The following is a 19,168-nucleotide window of genomic DNA, read 5'->3' as shown; positions in this document are numbered from 1 at the left end:
ACTTGGTAACTAACCAAATAAACCACATGAAATAGTCTATTATATTTTAAAGATTTTCTTAGAAAAAATACCTCTTAAAGGCCTCAATTGCAGAGTAATCTGCCAAACCTAAAGCGTGATATTTTTCTGCAGTTAATCTGTTTCTGTCTTCTGCTCTAATCCAGAATTCTCTGCTGTCATCTCCCTGAAACATTACACCATCTTTTTGAGACTGGTGATAGAAAATCGCGTGACGTTTTTTCAGCACCTGATCCGGACTCATTGGAACCGCCATTTCAATTTGGTACGTTTCCCACTCATGCCAAGCACCTCTGTACAGCCAAACCCAGCAGTCATCCATAAAACTTTTGTGTTTCAATCGTTTCAAAGCTTCAAATAAACTATCGAGGCAGACTTTGTGTGTTCCGTGCGGATCTGCTAAATCTCCGGCTGCATATATTTGATGAGGTTTTATTCTTTCGATGATATTACACATAATTTCAATATCAGCTTCGCCAAGATTATTTTTCTTTACTGTTCCTGTTTCATAAAAAGGAAGATCAAGGAAATTTACATTAGAATCCGGAAGGCCTAAATAACGTGTTGCTGCAAGAGATTCGCTTCTTCTAATCAAGCCTTTTAATTTTCTAACTTCCAGCGAATCGATATCATTACTTTTTTTGTTTTTCAAAAAGTCAATAATCTTTTCAGCTTCAGCAGAATCAGCATTTAATGCTTTTGTAATTTCAGCAAATTTTAAAGCTTCCTGATTTGAAACCGCAATATTTCCAGAAGTCTGATATGCAATATGAACATCATGTCCCTGCTCCACCAATCGATCAAAAGTTCCTCCCATTGAGATAACATCATCATCAGGGTGCGGACTAAAAATGATAATTCTTTTTCTTTCCGGAGCAGCACGTTCCGGTCTGTATGTATCATCGGCATTTGGTTTCCCGCCTGGCCAGCCCGTAATAGTCTGCTGCATTTTATTGAACATTTTAATATTCAAATTGTATGCAGTTCCTTCTTCGCTTAAAACACTAGACATTCCGTTATCGTTATAATCTTTGTCAGTCAGTTTCAAGAAAGGTTTTTTAGTCAATTCGCTTAACCAAGCCACTGCTTTCAGCTTTAATTCGTCTGTCCAGATTACAGATTTTACTAACCAAGGCGTTTTTACTCGCGTTAATTCTGACGAAGCTTCGGTATCTAAAACAAAAGTTGTGTTGTTGTGCTGCTGTAAATATGTTGCCGGAACCCGGGATGAAATTTCACCTTCGATTGTTTTCTTTATAATTTCTGCTTTGCTGATCCCCCATCCAAGAAGTACAATTCTTTTAGCATGTTTTACTGTACCAATTCCCATTGTAATTGCTTTTCTAGGCACATTATCAATTCCTAAAAATGATGATGCCGCATCAACACGCGTTAAGTGATCTAAGGTAATGCTTCTGGTTCCTGAATTTACGTGAGAACCCGGCTCATTAAACCCGATATGTCCCGTTCTTCCAATTCCTAAAAGCTGAAAATCTAATCCGCCGTAAGCTTTAATTTTCATTTCATAATCAATACAATATTGCTGAAGGTCTTCATTGCTGATGTTTCCGTCGGGAATATTGATGTTTTGAGGCAGAATATTAACATGGTTAAAAAGATGTTCATGCATGAAATACCAGTAACTCTGAATATCTTTTTTATCCATTGGATAATATTCGTCTAAGTTGAAAGTTACTACGTTTTCAAAACTTAAACCTTCTTCTTTATGAAGACGAACTAATTCTTCATATACTTTTATGGGTGAAGATCCTGTTGCCAAACCTAAAATACAAGGTTCGTTTAATTCTTCTTTTCTCTGAATTATATTGGCTATTTCCTGAGCTACTAAAATAGATGCTTCTTTAGACGAATCGAAAATTACATTATGTATCTTTTCAAAACGCGTTTCTTCAAACTTTCCTGCTTCTTTGAAATTTATACTTTCTTTAATCATTTGCCTGTAGTTGTAATTATTTAGTATAAAATTAAATATTACATAATGTAAATAATCAAAAATTCGACTAATAACCTATAAGCTTCGCTATAGGACAAAATTTGAAACTTTAAGCAAAAAGATTACAATTCAAAAGGCAATTATAATGTTTCGATCACGTTTATTTCTGCAATAGAAACAGTTGATCCCTTCGCCACCGCTGACTTGGCAACGAAACGAATGTATCTGGCTTTGGTCTTTTTGAAAGTCTTAACCTGCTCGATTGGGTTGTGTTTAATATTCGAAAATTCACCTTCAGACTGCAATGTCCAGTTCACATTATCAATACTTGTATAGAACTCATAATTTGAAATTAAATTAAGATTATTACCCACTTGCTGCGGTATATACGTAAAACCGTTTAAGTATAAAAGGCTTCCCATATCGATGGTTATTTCCTGCGGTAGTTTATTGGTTTCATTTCCAAAACTCCAATCCGTATTTGGATTTCCGTCGATAATTCGGTTTGCAGAACTTAAATCGCCGCTTGAAGCCGTTACAATTTTCCAGTTTTCTTTAGATGCACCGTATTTTGCCGTTTTTACAGCACTGCTGATATTTTCTGCAGCATCAATAGCAGCCGCTTTTATAGTAACCGCTTTGTTGTATTTAAACACCCCTTTATATAAAGTGCTTTTTTTCGTTGGATTTTTTCCGTCAAGCGAATAATAAACAGGATTTCCATCTTCAGATTTTATGGTTACATCGCCATTTTTATCACGCTGAATTTCCGGCATACGCACAAAAGTGGGCGCATTGTAAGCCTGAATATTCGAAATTACAATGTTTGCTTTTGAATCGGTAATATTGATTCTTAATGCCGATGCTTTAACTCGGTCGATTCTTAAAATTCTTTTGTAACCAATAGTGGTTTCATTTGCAGCGGTTTTCCAGTTTCCATCAACTTTAACTTCAACATTAAACGCTTTTACACGCTGTCCAAGTGAAATATATTCCTGAAGCAAAATCCGGTTTATAGCCGTAGGCTTGTCAAATTCAAAAGTAATGGAAGCTGTTTTTACATTATCGTCGGTTGCCCAATACGAATTTTTATTTCCATCAGAAACGTTTTTTGCTGCAAATTCTAAACTATTCCCTCTAACATTATCCGCAGAAATTTTTGTTTTGGATAATAATTCCGTTTTAAAATCGGCTTTAATGGTTGCAACTAATTCCTTTAATCTCGCTTCGTCATTTTCGTGAACCAAACCTCTTTTATCAACCGGAAGATTCAATAATAAAGTCGCATTTCGTCCAATTGATTCATAATAAATATCGACCATTTCATCCAGCGAACGTACTTTATCATCTTCAACCGAATGATAAAACCATCCTGGTCTAATCGAAACATCAGCTTCGCCCGGAACCCATTTTTCTCCATCTTCATGCCCCGACATAAATTCAGTATAATGAACCTTTCCAGCCAATTCATCTTTTTGACGAAGAAGAGACCAATTTGTTTTTCCGGCCCGGCCTTCTTCATTTCCAATCCATCTGGCTTCAGAAGGGCCAACTCCCCAAACCAAAGTTTTAGGTGCGATTTTATAAATTAATTTATAAGTTTCATCCCAATTATAATATTCAAGCGTATTGATTTTTCGGGTTTCATTTGCACCTCCATAATATCCATCACCTCCATTGGCACCATCAAACCACATTTCGAAAACATCCCCGTAATTTGTCAGTAATTCTTTCAGCTGATTTCTAAAATAGGTAATATATTCCGGTTTGCCATAATCTGCACGGTTTCTGTCCCAAGGCGAAAGATATAGTCCTAATTTTAAATCGTATTCTTTACAGGCTGCTGCCAGTTCTTTAACCAAATCGCCTTTTCCGTTTTTCCACGGAGAATTTTTCACAGAACGTTCTGTATACGCCGATGGCCACAAACAAAATCCGTCGTGATGTTTCGCAACCAGAATAATTCCTTTCATCCCGGCCGCTTTCACGATACGTGCCCATTGACGAACATCAAGATTTGTCGGGTTAAACAATTCCGGAGACTCATCGCCGTAACCCCATTCTTTATTGGTAAATGTATTTAATGAAAAATGCACGAAAGCATAAAATTCCATTTCCTGCCAGTCAATTTGTTTTTGCGTAGGAAGCGGTCCAAAAGGTTTTGGGACATTCGCCAATTCCTGACTTATACTGTTAGAAATCACGCCCAAAAGACATAAGGAAAGAAAAATATTTTTCATTGCTGATTTACTTTAAAATAGTCTATAAAACATAAATGTACAATAAATTGAAATTTGGCGATGCAGAATTTCGACCAACAACGGATTTGAATTGTTAATTGTTGATTATTAATTGTAAAACAAAAACAAAGTATATCGTAGAGACGCACAGCAGTGCGTCTTATGTGCAAAGTTATATACGTTGCGTAGACGCAACTCCTGTACGTCTCTACGTAATAAAATGAGAATATTTAATTCTCTAAAAAATGAATTGTCTCCTGCTTTAGCTGGAGGTTTGATATGAAAACATGAAAGACTTTAGTCCAATTTTAAACTTTTGGCTAAAGCCATTTTTTAATAACTTTTTTTCCTCCAGCTAAAGCTGGAGGCAATTAAAAAAAATAAAATTCAACACAAAGTACATCGTAGAGATGCACTGCTGTGCGTCTTATGCGCAAAGTAATATTCGTTGCGTAGACGCACAGCAGTGCATCTCTGCGGAATAAAATGAGAATATTTAATTCTCTAAAAAATGAATTGCCTCCTGCTTTAGCTGGAGGTTTGATATGAAAACATGAAAGACTTTAGTCCAATTTTAAACTTTTGGCTAAAGCCATTTTTTAATAACTTTTTTTCCTCCAGCTAAAGCTGGAGGTGATTAAAAAAATAAAAATCAACACAAAGTACATCGTAGAGACGCACTGCTGTGCGTCTTATGCACAAAGTTATATACGTTGCCTAGACGTACTGCTGTGCATCTCTACGGAATAAAATGAGAATATTTAATTCTCTAAAAAATGAATTGCCTCCAGCTTTAGCTGGAGGTTTAGGATATGAAAACATGAAAGACTTTAGTCCAATTTTAAACTTTTGGCTAAAGCCATTTTTTAATAACTTTTTTTCCTCCAGCTAAAGCTGGAGGTGATTAAAAAAATAAAAATCAACACAAAGTACATCGTAGAGACGCACTGCTGTGCGTCTCTACGGAATAAAATGAGAATATATATTCTGTCAAAAAAATAATTTAGTCTCAACTTGAAACCTGAAACTTGAAACAAAAAACTTCCCCTTTATGATTTGAATCATAAAATGAAGCAATCCTGCAGGATTAAATTTGCGGATATCAATTCTAAGATCCTTTATTTCTTAGAATTTCAATTTTAAATCCTAATCAAATTATTTAAAATGAATCCACTTCAAAAAGAGCTTATTAAAGCTACGATTCCTATTTTACGTGCAAGCGGCGAAGACCTGACCAATTATTTTTATTCCAGAATGTTTAAACATCATCCTGAATTACGAAATATGTTTAATATGGGAAATCAGGCAAACGGAAAACAAAGATCTGCTTTGGCAAATGCAGTTCTGGCTTACGCCGAAAATATAGAAGATCCGTCAGTTTTAATTGGCGTATTGAAGGGAATTGGGACCAAACACCGAAGCCTTAATATTCAGCCGGAACAATATAAAATAGTAGGAACACACCTCATTGCTTCTATTGGAGAAGTTGCCGGAGAAGCCGCTACAACAGAAATTCTTGAAGCATGGACGGCTGCTTTTCATGAACTTGCAGAAATTATGATTGATCTTGAAAAAGATTTATATAAAGAAAATATCGCGAAACCCGGAAGCTGGAATGGCTGGAGAAAATTCGTAATTAAAAAAATTGTCGAAGAATCGACTGAAATTAAATCGTTTTATCTTTATCCCGAAGACGGAAAAGAAATTACCAATTTCCATCCTGGACAGTTTATCAGCGTTCAGGTTTTTGTGCCTGAATTGAATCTTTTACAGCCAAGACAATATAGTTTATCAAGTAATTTCAATCCCGAATATTACAGAATTTCGGTAAAAAAAGAAACCGGAATTTCATCAAATCCAAATGGACTGGTTTCTAATACGATGCATTCTAAATCTGAGGGCGATATTATTTCGATTTCTTCTCCCGCAGGATTATTTCATTTAGAAAAAGATTCTGAAAATCCTTTAGTATTAATAAGCGGAGGAGTTGGGCTTACGCCGATGTTAAGTATGCTGGAAACAAATTTAAATTCGTTTCAAAATAAAAAAACAATCTGGATTCACGGCTGCAGAAACGAATCTGTTCATGCTTTCAAAGATCAGATTTCTGCTTTAAAAAATGAGGCAAATAACTTAGAAACCTTTACTTTTTATGATGCTGTTACACCTGAAAACACGATTTCAAATGAAATAATTCACGGTCGCGTTGACCTTCATAAATGCAAAGATTCTATTTTATTAGAAGAAGCCCGATATTATATCTGCGGACCAGAAATGTTTATAAAAGTCCAATATGAAGCACTTATTAATTTAAACGTAAATCAGGAAAATATTTTCTACGAAGAATTTGGACCTAAGCTAATTAATTTGAATTAAGATAAGGATTGTCTGGTTTTATAATAGAAAATTATTAATTCAAATACTTCAAAATCTGAACCAGAATGAGTTGATTAATATTGTTCGTAAAACATGCTGAATTACTTTTAAACGAAAATTACATTTTCAGTTGTTGATATTTGTTCGCGATATACGTTGTGTAGACGCACTGCAGTGCGTCTCTACAGTGAAGAATGGATGTAAAATAACAATACTATCAATACAAAGCATCCGTAGAGACGTACTGCAGTGCGTCTCTTATACGCAAAGTATTATTCATTCGGGATATAAAATTATTTAATATCTGCTTCAAAAGGCGACGCTGGCAAATTTTCTTTATTGTATAAATTCGCTTTTACTGGATTATCTGCCCAGGCATATCTTACTTTTACGGGATTCGCGACTAAATCACTACTAACAATAACTTTATCACCATCGATAACAGCTTTTGCCCAAATAAATTTTCCATCATTTCCGGCGATTGCAAATTCTTTTAATTCATTCCCGTGTTTTATTTGCAATCCGTTTCCAACATCTGAAAAACTTAGAATTAACTTGTTTCCTTCTTTTTTTATTGATTTAAAAAGCGGCCCGGAAGCAACTAAATTTTTCTCGCCATAAACCAGTTTTCTTGCCTGAAGCGATAATCTTTTCCCAACATCGTATTTGTTTAAAGGATGAATATCGTTCCATTCGCCTAAATCGATAGTTACAGCCATTCCGGTATTTGGAATTTTTAGAGTATTTAATTGCTGCTGCCTTAAAGCAGCCCAGTTACTTTCGACCGGTTCTGATTTTGTTTCCATATAATTGGTAAGCTGAACGAGTAAAAAAGGCAGTTTTTCCTGTTTCCATTGCGCACGCCAATTGGCAATTAAAGTTTCCATTAAAGCCAGATATTCTGATGGCTTTTGGGTACTCGATTCTCCCTGATACCAAAGTACGCCTTTTATGGCGTAATTTTTTAGAGGCGCAATCATGGCATTATAAAGTCCGACTGGTTTTAATCTGACGAAAGTCTGCTCCGGAAGCGGTAACATTTTTGATCCTAATTTGTATTTCCAAATTCCTTTTAAATCAATGGTTTGGCTGCCAATGATTAACTCATAAGGCTTATCGGGTACAAAACCGCCTTTGCCCGAATTACTGATTACGCGAACGGTAATTTCGTTTTTTCCTTCTTTTAAAATATTGGCATCAAAAGAATAAATTCTTGGCGGATATTGATAGGAAGTTGTGCCAACAAAATGTCCGTTTACAAAAACTGAATCGGCATCGACAATTCTTCCTAAAATAATTTTCGCCTGATTTTCTTTTATTTTTTCCAGCGTAAATTCTTTTTTAAACCAAACGGAACCGTTTATATTTCCGAGTTCACCGTCTGCCCAATAACCGGGAATATTCATAGTTTTCCAATCGGAATTATCGATTTCAGCTGTCCATTTGTTTTTTAGTCCGGGATCTGTTTCGTCTAATAATTTGTCCCATTCTGAACTTACTTTATCGTCATTTTCGTCGATTTTTTTTTCGAGGCTTCCATCTTTAAATCTTAAATACTCCTGATAATAATCGGGAAATTTTTTAATGTTTTCTTCACTGATCCAGGCTTCTGCAGGAGAACCGCCTAAAGAGGAATTGATTATTCCAATTGGGATTTTGTATTTTTCATAGATTTCTAAAGCAAAAAAATAAGCAACTCCGGAGAATTTCAAAACGCTGTTTGGGTTTGCTGCGATCCATTCTCCTGAGGAAAAATCGGTATTTTCTCTTTCAAAAAAATATTGATTGGGAACTAAAAATTGTCTGATATTTGGATTCTCCGCTTTAGCGATATAATCCTGATATTTATATTTAAGCCGTTCCATTGAAAGCTGCATATTTGATTGACCGGAACAAACCCAAACGTCACCAAAAAGTATATTTTTCAGGGTGATTATGTTGGATGCTTTTAAGGTCATTTCGTAAGGACCGCCCGCATTTTGTGATGGAAGCTGAATCAGCCATTTTCCGTCTTCGGATGTAATGGTTTTGTATGTTTTGTGGTTGAAATTGAGTTCGATTTTTTCTTTTGGTGACGCCCAGCCCCAGATATTGACTTTTGTATCGCGCTGCAAAATCATTCTGTCGCTTATAAGTCTTGGAAGTTTTATTTGAGCATTGGCATTGAAAACTATAAGTATTGCTAGTATTATTTTTTTCATTGATCTTGTTTATGTTAATTGACCACGGATGACACCGATTGTACAGATTTACACTGGTTGTTTTTTTGCCACAGATTATAAGGATTAACACGGATTAATTTTAAAAAATCATTTTAATCTGTGTTAATCTGTGGCTAAAAATTTTCACGCAGATTAGGCAGATTTTTTTATTTGTTTAAAAATAATTCGTGTTAATTCGTGAAATTCGTGAAATTCGTGACAAAAAACTACTCATAAATGTATAGTTTTATTTTTTGAATTTCATAATCTCCTGCTGAAATTCTCAGGTGTCTTCCCTGATGGGTTTGGTCTCCGTTGAAATGTCTGATGGTTCTCCATTTTTCGTTTTCAAATTTTCCCTGGTCTGTTTTTAGTATTCCGGCGTTTGCAGTTTTATTTTTTAAAGGTTTAAAAGTTACCACAATTCCTGAACCTGCGATGTAAAATTCATCGGGTGCGATTTCTATAATTATCGCGCTTGATGTCGGCCAGATATCTGCTTTTGCGCCGTCTGACCAATTTAGGGTGTAATCGTGTTTAAAGGTAAATTCGTAGTTCCCTAAAGTAATAATCTGTGAATTATTTATTTTGTCTAATAGAACGCCGTCAATTTTTCCTTGTCCTTTATTGGCTTCAATAACTGGTGTTAACTGCTGTACTAAATCATAAATTTTTCCTAGCGGTTCTTTTTTGGCATCGGTAACAGATTCTATCGAAAAAGGTGAAAAACCAATGGCTTCATAATGTCCAATTGCGTATAAACCTTTAAACGGAGCAGTTTCATCAAAACGATGTTCGGGAATAAATAACGGATTGCCTTGTCGTGTAAACAAATCATTCCATTGTTTGAATAACGGATTATAAAAGTCTGGTGAAAGAAAATCTATGGCGTTTCCGGCTGCTTTCCAAACATCCATTACGTGCGGCAACGGTCCTGCGCTTGGATATTCTCCCGGTTTTTTTTCTGGCGCGTTTAAGGCTGCGTTTACAAACATCGGAATTGGGTATGCATCTTTTCCGGCTTTGGCAATGGTATTGGTGAATTTTGAAAAATACCAGGCCATAAAAATTTCATCTGTCTGAAGACTTTTTCCGAATATTTCTTCCCAGTTTCCTGTTGCTTTAAATCCGTTTTTCTTCCAGATTGCTGAGAATTCAGGAACTAATTTTTCTTTATTTTTCTGCAGATATTGGATGAATTCTTTTGGAACTTCTTTTTTGAAAGCTTCATTTGCTAATGGATGATAATCTCTGGCAGTTGGCAGCATTCCGATTTCGTTTTCGACCTGAACCATAATTACGGTTTGCTCTTTTTGGTCAAAATCTTTAATATGAGACATTAGTTTCTGGAAAGCTTTTAAATCTGCCTGAAGGTTTTCTTCGCTAAAAGGCGTTAGAATTTCATGGCTTTTATTTTTGTCGTCTTTTATTCTTGGATATTTCTTCTGATTCAGTTTTACCCATTCCGGCGCGTGGCTTGACATACTGTTTTTCCACGATCCAAACCAAAGAAAAACGAGTTTTAGATTTTCTTTTCGGGCTCTTAAAATCAATTCATCAACTAACGAAAAATCAAATTTGCCTTCTTCCTTTTCTATCAGTTCCCAATAAATTGGCGTTAAAACTGTGTTGAGGTTCATATCTGTCAATTTTTGCCAAATTGGCTCCATGCTTTCCATACTGGTTGCCGAAGAATTACCTAATTCTCCACCCCGAATAATGAAAGGTTTGTTGTTAACGATGAACTGTGTTTTATTTCCTTTTTTTTGAAGATGCGGTATTTTTTCCTGAGAATATCCGAATTGTAAAAAAGCCAAAAACAGAATAACAATTGTATTTTTTGGAAACGTAAACATTCTGATTCTTTTAAATTAAAAAACAAATAATCCATAATACAAATCCTTTTACAGATTCATATTATGGATTAAGACTACACTAAACTTACTTAACCAACTCTCCTGAAAAATCTTTACTTACATCTTTTCCTGCAAGACCATCAGCAGTTCCTTTATAGGCGTGTTTACGAACGTAATTTGCATCCCAAAGATTTGGTGATTCGTCCGGAAGCCAGAATTCATGCTCTTTGGAGTTATCAGAAACTCCCCAAATTGTAATACCGTATTGCTGCGCTGCAGGAATGTATTTTTTATACATATCCACTACATATTGATACATTTCGGCCTGCGATGCCTGCTGTGCAACGGTTGGAGCATTTGTTCCTAATCGAACATCTAACTCAGAAATTTTAATCAATTTTCCTGTAGCTGCAAGTTTTTGGAACATCTGAGCAATTTTATCTTTATCTGTAGTTAGACCAATGTGCATCTGCGTTCCAATTCCGTCGACTTTTCCGCCCTGACTTTCGATATATTCAACATAATCAATCAATCCGTCACATTTGTCTAATCTTGATTCTAAATTATAATCATTAATGAAAAGCTTATCTGTTGCATTTCCGTATTGACGTGCCAGTTTAAAGGCTGTTACGGCATAGTCTTTTCCTAAGTATTTTATCCATGAGAAATAATCGGCTGCGGTATCACCTTCTGTTCCATTTCTTAATGTTCCGTCTTCTTTCATTGGTTCATTTACCACATCCCAGGCAAAAACGCTTGTTTTGTAGTGTGTCATCATTTTAGAAATCCAGTCGGCCATTGCATCGCCAATGATTTTTGTTTTCTCGGCATCGGTTTTATCGATCGTAATTGGTGCTGTTGGTCCTCCGCCTGATGATCCATCCGTTACTGAAACATTGTCTATGTAATAAGTTCCGGCAGTTCCTCCTAAATCAAAGTTTAAACCTGTTTCAGTTCCGTTTCCGGTAAATTTCCATTCTATTAATTTCCATGTTGGTGATGTTGCCTGATCTCCCTGATAATGTGCCGTTGTTCCTGTTGTTGAACATCTTACAGAGCCAGCTGCTTCAGAACGAATCATAAATGAAATTGTATATGCTTTTCCAGATGTTAAGGTTGAGGTAAAATTAGCATGAATCTGTGTTTTCCATTGATTTGCTGCATCAGATACTGCGTTTACGACTTTCATCGCTCCGTTTCCTTCATACGCATCTGCTGCACCTGCTGCACTTAAAGCATCTGCTGCGCCATTGTATTTTGACCATCCGCTGATACCTGCATTAAAATCACCATTTGTTACCAGATTTGTAACTGTTTGTGCCGCGTCAAGGTCTACAACCGCTAATGTATTTACATCAATTAAATACGTCACATTTGGCAGATATCCCAAATCGATATTGAACTTAAAATTAGTACTTCCGCCAACGAAATCCCCTGGAGCTAATTTAATTTTAACTTGCTGCCATGTTGATGTCGTTGCAAAAGCTTCTGTCCACGATCCGCCTGTACTGAACCAGTCTTTGTATGGATATTGGTTTGTTAATGAGTTATTGAAAGAAATACGTCCTTTTCCAGTTACATCTGATTTAATGTAGAAAGAAATTTCATAATTATGACCGCTTACAATGGATACATTTGGAGATGTCAACTGCAGATTATAGGCTGCAGAAGATGTTGCGCTCGACTCTAATTTTATGGCTTGTGAAGTACTTGTTAAACCTTCATTTGCCACAATAGAAATTCCTTTTCCGGGATTATTTCTCGCCCAGTTTGTAAATGTTCCGTTTTTTAAACCGGCTACATCTAATGTATTAGTTCCGCTTGACCCCGGAATTACGGTTGGTGCAATAATACTGTTTAAATAACTTGCATTTTGGTTCGAATGCCAAACCAGAGTATGTCCGAAAACTTTTAATCCTGCTTTTTTGGTTTCTGCAATAAAAGCGTCGATCGTAGTAAAGTTTATTTCTCCTTTTGAGTTTACCATTGCACCGTGTTTCATAGCATAGCCCGGCGTAACCTCATCAAAGTTTTCGTTTACAATTTTACGGTAAGTTTCGTCGCTCATGTATAAATCGGTACCAATTCCGTTTCCTAAAACAAAATCAGTGTAGGTTTTAAGCGGTTCATATCGGCTTATTTTTTCGACTAATGCCAGCGGAAGTTCTGCTCCTGTTACCTCTCCATGCTCAGGGTCTTTTTCCCATTCCATTAAATTATCATCACAAGATGCCAGAAGCATTAAGGATGAAGCAATTACCGTTAATATATATTTATATTTCATTTTGGTGTTTTTTTAGTTAGCAAAATCATTGTAAACCGGAGTATCTAACGATACAATTCTCCAGTTGTCTGTGTACACTTTTACTGAAGTTGGTTTTGAAGCAAATTCTACTTCACTTGCAGTTCCTGTAACATTTGAAAGTTTTATATCAGAATTTTCAAAGTAAAAACCGAAATTTTGGTACGTTGCAGCTTCACGATATGCTAAAACTGTTTCGAAAGTAAATGCTTCTTTAGACCATGCATAAAATTTATTTAGCGGAATTGTAACTGTTGTCCATCCTGTGGTTTGAAAAGCAACCGATTTTCCGTCAACAATCCACGGAACATAATTATAGACAGCTCCTGTCCATTCTCCTCCATTAAAATTATTGGCCATGCATATTTTTAAGAAACCTGAATCTTTCCAGGCATCCGGAACATATACATCAAATTGTAATGCTACTTTGTCAAGCGGTGTGCTTGCCGGAATATATGGTGTTAATTGTGTTCTCCAGTTATCGACGCCGTTTCCTGCTGTCCAAACTTCTGAGCAGCGGTTTTTGGCAGCTTCAAAAGAAGCAATTCTTGCCGGGCGGTGCGGTACATATTTTCCTTGTGAAAGATTTCCTGTTCCTAAAGCTAATGATTCTAAATCTCCCGGCTGGATCATGCTCGTTGAAGTTCCCCAATAGCCATGCTGTCCTTTTCCGTCAAAATTTAGTAAAATGCCTTTTTTGAAGTTGAAATAGGCCGGAGAATAAACGCCTCCGTTTGAACTCTGAACAAATAATGAACCTCCATTTTCTGAAACCCCATTTGGTACAACAACGGTAAAAAATTCGCCATCTTCATCAGAAGTTATTCCTGATGTTACTTCGATATTGCCCGGAAAAACAACTTTGCTTACTTCTGTTAAACCCGTTCCATAAACAGTAATAGTTTCTCCTGCATTAGGCATTGTGTTTGAAATGTTTGTAATGGCTGGTTTTCCTGCGCGGATTTCAAATGAAAATGTCGTCTCGTTATTATCGTTTACAAATCTAATTGTATTTCTAACTGACGGATCGGCATCTAAAATTGGCGTATCGGCAGAAACATTTACCAGCATCGAATTATCTGATACAAAAACGACATTAAAATAAGTCGAATAGCCATTTATATAGACTTTTCTTAAACCTGTAAAACCAGAGCCTTGTATACGTAAAGCCTGTCCTAAACGGGCAAAAGTAACTTCTCTATCCGGTACAGTTGAGTTTACATCTTCCAGAAAAACTTTTGTTATGGTTATTTTTCCGCCCTCTGAATCGTTATTATCACAAGAAGTAAATAGCGTACTAAAGAACATTATTCCCAGCAGTGCAATGGGAGCCCAATACTTTTTATTTAAAATATATTTCATATTAATATTTTTTAGATTGTTGTTTTTCAAAATACTAGAACAAGTCTGTTATTTTTTCTTCTGTAAATTGATACGGAACCGGATTTTCTCTCAACAATGGATTTTGTACCAGTTCTGATTCCGGATAAGGCAGAAGGAAAATTGTTGCATCGATTACGCCAATAGAACGCGGACTGCTGCTTCTTGACGGATCTATAGAAACTGTATTTGTTGCTGTATCGTAAAGAATTGGCTGAATTGTACCACGGTTTTGTGCTGTTACATAATTTACCACTTCTTGCTGCTTGTAATATGCTCTTCTAACTAAATCGTACCAATACTGCCCTTCCATTGCCAGTTCAACTCTTCTTTCATGAATGATATCTGCATACGTTAAAGTTGTTTTTAGGTCAAGACCTGCACGAACACGAAGTTTGTTTACGCCATCTAAAGCTACAGCATCTGATGTTGAAGCGTTGTTTCCTAAAGCTGCTTCGGCATAATTTAAATACACTTCTCCTAAACGCAGCATATAAGTATTTAAAGCTGAGTTCATACGGGTAATTTTTGAATTATCTTTTGTAGAGCCTACAACTCCTTTTTTTACTGTTAAGAATTCTTTTGCGTGATCGACTGTATAACCTCCGTTTGATTTATTGATTTCAGGATAAAAATCATCATCGCCCATCCAGGTCGATTTACGTCGAAGGTCTTTAGATTCGTATTCTTTTAAAACATCGTAAGAAGCTCTTGTCCAGTAACCCCAGGCTGCATCATCTCCTGTAATATCAGAACCTAAAGCAAAATAAGCCTGTTGTGTATTGTTAACTCCGTAATCTCCGTTTGGAACCCATTGCAGTGCAAACATCGATTCTGTATTGTTGTTGTTATCGATCATAAACAAATCTGCATAGTTTGTCATTAAACTATAAGGGCCTGAATTGATTACTTTTTCGGCTGCTTTTTTTGCTAAATCTAAATATTGCTGATTTCTTGATCCGCTGTTTGGGTTGTCGCTTACTCCCGAAAATGATAAGTAAACACGAGACAACATTCCAAAGGCGCTGTATTTTGTTAAGCGTCCGGCTTGTCCTGCAGTTTCAGGCAGATATTTTGCTGCAAATTCTAAATCGCGAATCGCAAATTCGTAAACATCTTTTAATGGATTTTTGTTTACAATTGGATTTTTAACCAATTCTCTCGGATCTGTAGAAATAATTACATCTCCCCATAAAGAAGCTAAATACCAATATGCGGTTCCTCTCATAAAACGTGCTTCGGCAATATATTTGTTTTTAACGCTTTCATCTACTTTACTTCCGGAAATACCGATAATAACATTATTTGACTGCTGTACAACATTGTATAAAGATCCCCAGGCCGAAACCAATGGCCCTGTTAATCCTGTTTCAGATAAATCAGTAAACGGGTAAACATAATCAGAAAATGGAGCGTATAAGTTATTAGAACGTCCGTCTCCTAAACCGTAGTAGAATTTATCATTAAAGTCAAACCAAACCCTGTTGTAAAGCGGGCCTGTTGCCGATTGAAAATCTGCTTCTGACTTATAAAAGTTTTCTTTGGTGATTTGATCTTCCGGTTCAACATCTAAAAGATCACTGCAACTAGTCCAGACAAATGGCAATGCGATCATAAGAACCGTGTAAAATATTTTTTTTGTTTTCATAGTCTGCAAATTTTAGAAATTAACGTTTAATCCAAGCGTAGTAATAATTGGCGAAGGGTAACGGCCATTATCGATACCGCTTAAAAGCGCATCCTGATTAATTGATCCAACTTCGGGATCATAACCTTTGTATTTTGTAAATGTTAAAACGTTTTGGGCGTTTGAGTATATTTTTACATTTGAGATTCCGTATTTGGCAAATAATTTTTTAGGAAGATTATACCCAATCGAAATATTTTTAATTCTCACATAAGAACCATCTTCTACAAAGCGGTTGCTAAAACGGTAGTTTGAAGCTGATGATGCAGACGACGCCGCAATTCTGGTCATATAAGGATCTCCGCCCACAATCTGCACATTACGATAATCGTTTGGGCCATTTGGATCAATTAATTCTAATTGTGCATATCCTAAAGCTGATTTCAATAAATTAGTGTTTTCACGAGGATTTTCCAGCCAGCGTCTTTGGTAGTTTACAACATCATTTCCGTAAGAACCTGTCAGTAAAATGTTGATATCAAATCCCTGGAATGAGAATATGTTTCCGATTCCGAAAGTGAAATCAGGGGCCGGATTTCCGATGTAATCACGGTCTTTTTCATTGATGATTCCGTCTTTATTTACATCTTCAAAAATATAATCTCCAATCCAAACACCGTTTTCCCCAATCGCCATTCCTTCTGGTAAAGCAGTTGGTTTTACCACTCCGTCTTTATCTTTATAATAGAAATCTGTTGCTTTTTCAAATCGGCCAATCACTTTATATCCGTAAAATTGTCCAATTGCTTCTCCAACTGCCGTTCTTGTAACTGTTGTAACATCAGAACCTTGTTGAATTGTTTTGTTTAATACGCCAGATTCTGTATTAAGTGCCAGAACTTTGCTTCTGTTCATAGAGAAAACAACATTTGATTTCCATATAAAATCTTTTCTCTCCATATTGATGGTATTCAAACTGAACTCAAATCCTTTATTTTCAAGAGATCCAATATTTACTGTCGGCGGTCTTGTAGATCCCTGACCAGTTGTTCCTACATAAGCCGGCAATGGAAGTTCAAGAAGTAAGTCGTTTGTTTTTTTGTAATACACATCGGCAGCTAATTCTACCCTGTTATTAAAAAGACCAAGGTCTAAACCTAAGTTGCTTGAATAAGTAGTTTCCCATTTAATGTCTGGGTTTGCGGTATTTCCTGCCAATTGTCCTGTTCCCCAGTTTGTTGCTGAAGATCCATAAATTGAAGTATAAGCGTAGTTTGGCGCGCTTTGATTACCAACTGCTCCCCATCCTAAACGTAATTTTAAATTGTTGATAGTTTTATTTTCTTTTAAGAAATTTTCATTTGAAATTTTCCATGCCAAAGCGGCTGACGGAAACCATCCCCAGCGGTTTTCTTCTGCAAATTTTGAAGATCCATCTCGTCTTAAAGTCGCAGTCAGTAAATATTTATCATTGAAAGAATAAAACAATCTTCCGAAGTAAGAGCTGATAGAACTTACACTGCTTGCATTAGAGTTTCTGGCTGTTGTAGCATCTCCGGCATTTAAATCTGTAGCACCGTTTGTGATGTAACCAGAACGATATCCGTAAAGGTTTTCCCAGCTTGATTCCTGCATTTCCTGCCCTAACATGGCATTAATTGTATGTACGCCAAAAGTTTTATTGTAAGTCAATAAATTGTTCCAGCTCCAAAATGCACTGTTTGATTTTGTTCTTGTTCCTTCGCGCACATCGTTTACCAATGCTCCAAAAGTATAAGATGGATTAAAAGTATAGTTGTTTGCAAAGCCATAATCTAATGAATATTGTGTTTTGAATTTAAGGTCTTTTGTAAAACCAATTTCAGCATATGTATTAGCTCTAATGGCGTAATTTTTATTGTGATTGTCTTTTATAGAAGCTAAACCTATTGGGTTGTTTTGAACGAATTCTGTAGTATCAGGCCCATCAAATGTTCCATCAGCATTACGAACCGCAACGTTTGGTGTTTGTTTTAAAGCTGTTATAATTAAAGCATCGTCTGTAACAGTTGTTGTTTGGTTGTATTGACTCAGGGCAAAGTTTACTCCCACTTTTAAAAAGCTTTTTACCTGCGAATCGACAACTCCTCTTAAATTAAAACGATCAAACGAAGAACCAATTGCGATACCTTCCTGGTCTAAATAACCAATTCCTAAAGAGTAAGTTGTACTTTCTGATCCTCCTGAAGCTGATAAATTGTAACTCTGCATTAAAGCGGTGTTGAACAATTCTTTCTGCCAGTCTGTTCCTTCGCCTAATAAATCAGGACGAATAAAGGTATTGTCGCGCTGTACAATTCCTAAATCTGAACGTGTATTTTTTAATGTTCCGTATTCTCTAAGGTTTAATAAATCTAAGTGTTTCGGAATTTCCTGCCATCCTACATAACTGTCAAAGTTTAAAGTAAGATCACCTTTTTTACCGCGTTTTGTGGTTACGATAATAACTCCGTTTGCTGCTCTTGAACCGTAAATTGCAGTTGCAGAAGCATCTTTTAAAACATCCATCGAAACAATATCTGACGGATTAATCATAGAAAGCGGATTAGTGTTTACTGAACTTGTTGTATTGTCGATAATAACGCCATCGATTACAAAAATTGGCTCATTTGATCCGGTTAACGAACTGATACCACGAATACGAATAGAAGAACTTGCTCCCGGTGCACCGTTGTTTGCCTGTACGTTTACACCCGCCGTACGTCCTTGCAAAACCTGCTCAATCGAAGTTGTTACAGATTGTGCAACAGCCTGACTGGTTACAGATGAAATTGAACCTGTTAAGTCTGATCTTTTCATGGTACCGTAACCTACAACTACAACTTCTTTTAAGCTGTTTACATCTTCTTCTAGTATTACATCTATTTTGCTTTTGTTCGCTACTGCTACATCTTTTGCTTTATAACCAATAAAGCTGAAAGATAAAATTGCATTTGCGGGAACCGGGCTAATGGTATAAGTTCCGTCAAAATTAGAAACCGAACTGATTTTAGTTCCTTTTACAAAAATATTTACTCCCGGTATTGGTCCGTTACTATCAGTAATAGTTCCTGACACAGTGGTTTGTGCATTTACCGCAGCAGAAAATACTAACATCAGGATTAGGCACCCTAAATTTTTAAAGTATTTTGATTTGCTTTTAGTAATTAAAAGGTTAGTCATAAATAATTAGTTT

9 protein-coding genes are annotated in these 19,168 nt (G+C 36.1%); 1 reads left to right on the top strand and 8 read right to left on the bottom strand.

What is annotated here, in order from left to right; all coding sequences use genetic code 11:
• Window positions 1–58 precede the first annotated feature (58 nt).
• Window positions 59–1,972, bottom strand: a complete 1,914-nt coding sequence (gene nagB, locus LUU93_RS10655) for a glucosamine-6-phosphate deaminase (protein WP_232681022.1) — start codon at window positions 1,970–1,972, stop codon at window positions 59–61.
• Between the two features lie 140 nt (window positions 1,973–2,112).
• Window positions 2,113–4,212, bottom strand: a complete 2,100-nt coding sequence (locus LUU93_RS10650; protein ID WP_232681021.1) for an alpha-L-fucosidase — start codon at window positions 4,210–4,212, stop codon at window positions 2,113–2,115.
• 1,164 nt (window positions 4,213–5,376) lie between these two features.
• On the opposite strand from LUU93_RS10650, the gene hmpA reads away from it, so the two are divergent.
• A complete protein-coding gene (gene hmpA / locus LUU93_RS10645) occupies window positions 5,377–6,588 on the top strand; it encodes an NO-inducible flavohemoprotein (protein WP_232681018.1) in 1,212 nt (403 codons plus the stop codon).
• Between the two features lie 293 nt (window positions 6,589–6,881).
• Here the strand turns inward: hmpA and LUU93_RS10640 are convergent, their stop codons facing one another.
• The 6 genes from LUU93_RS10640 to LUU93_RS10615 form a co-directional block, all read right to left on the bottom strand.
• Window positions 6,882–8,789 carry a sialate O-acetylesterase gene (locus LUU93_RS10640; protein WP_232681016.1) on the bottom strand — a complete coding sequence of 636 codons (1,908 nt, stop codon included), beginning with the start codon at window positions 8,787–8,789 and terminating at the stop codon, window positions 6,882–6,884.
• A gap of 227 nt (window positions 8,790–9,016) precedes the next feature.
• Window positions 9,017–10,645, bottom strand: coding sequence for a GH35 family beta-galactosidase (locus LUU93_RS10635; protein ID WP_232681015.1), 1,629 nt, complete (start codon window positions 10,643–10,645; stop codon window positions 9,017–9,019).
• An 85-nt stretch (window positions 10,646–10,730) separates the two neighbouring features.
• Window positions 10,731–12,929: an endo-1,4-beta-xylanase gene (locus LUU93_RS10630; protein WP_232681013.1), complete on the bottom strand. Its 2,199-nt coding sequence runs from the start codon at window positions 12,927–12,929 to the stop codon at window positions 10,731–10,733.
• Between the two features lie 12 nt (window positions 12,930–12,941).
• Window positions 12,942–14,309, bottom strand: coding sequence for a glycan-binding surface protein (locus LUU93_RS10625; RefSeq protein WP_232681010.1), 1,368 nt, complete (start codon window positions 14,307–14,309; stop codon window positions 12,942–12,944).
• Between the two features lie 34 nt (window positions 14,310–14,343).
• Entirely contained in the window at window positions 14,344–15,975 is a 1,632-nt protein-coding gene (locus LUU93_RS10620; protein WP_232681008.1) for a RagB/SusD family nutrient uptake outer membrane protein, read from the bottom strand.
• Between the two features lie 12 nt (window positions 15,976–15,987).
• Window positions 15,988–19,155, bottom strand: coding sequence for a SusC/RagA family TonB-linked outer membrane protein (locus LUU93_RS10615; RefSeq protein WP_232681006.1), 3,168 nt, complete (start codon window positions 19,153–19,155; stop codon window positions 15,988–15,990).
• Window positions 19,156–19,168: the final 13 nt, after the last annotated feature.

The organism is Flavobacterium soyae, assembly GCF_021245985.1.
Classification (GTDB): Bacteria; Bacteroidota; Bacteroidia; order Flavobacteriales; family Flavobacteriaceae; genus Flavobacterium; species Flavobacterium soyae.
This window is presented reverse-complemented; position numbering and strand designations above follow the sequence as displayed.

Coding starts and splice junctions, on each gene's coding strand:
- nagB (WP_232681022.1), bottom strand. CDS start 1,972: ATGATTAAAGAAAGTATAAATTTCAAAGAAGCAGGAAAGTTTGAAGAA.
- LUU93_RS10650 (WP_232681021.1), bottom strand. CDS start 4,212: ATGAAAAATATTTTTCTTTCCTTATGTCTTTTGGGCGTGATTTCTAAC.
- hmpA (WP_232681018.1), top strand. CDS start 5,377: ATGAATCCACTTCAAAAAGAGCTTATTAAAGCTACGATTCCTATTTTA.
- LUU93_RS10640 (WP_232681016.1), bottom strand. CDS start 8,789: ATGAAAAAAATAATACTAGCAATACTTATAGTTTTCAATGCCAATGCT.
- LUU93_RS10635 (WP_232681015.1), bottom strand. CDS start 10,645: ATGTTTACGTTTCCAAAAAATACAATTGTTATTCTGTTTTTGGCTTTT.
- LUU93_RS10630 (WP_232681013.1), bottom strand. CDS start 12,929: ATGAAATATAAATATATATTAACGGTAATTGCTTCATCCTTAATGCTT.
- LUU93_RS10625 (WP_232681010.1), bottom strand. CDS start 14,309: ATGAAATATATTTTAAATAAAAAGTATTGGGCTCCCATTGCACTGCTG.
- LUU93_RS10620 (WP_232681008.1), bottom strand. CDS start 15,975: ATGAAAACAAAAAAAATATTTTACACGGTTCTTATGATCGCATTGCCA.
- LUU93_RS10615 (WP_232681006.1), bottom strand. CDS start 19,155: ATGACTAACCTTTTAATTACTAAAAGCAAATCAAAATACTTTAAAAAT.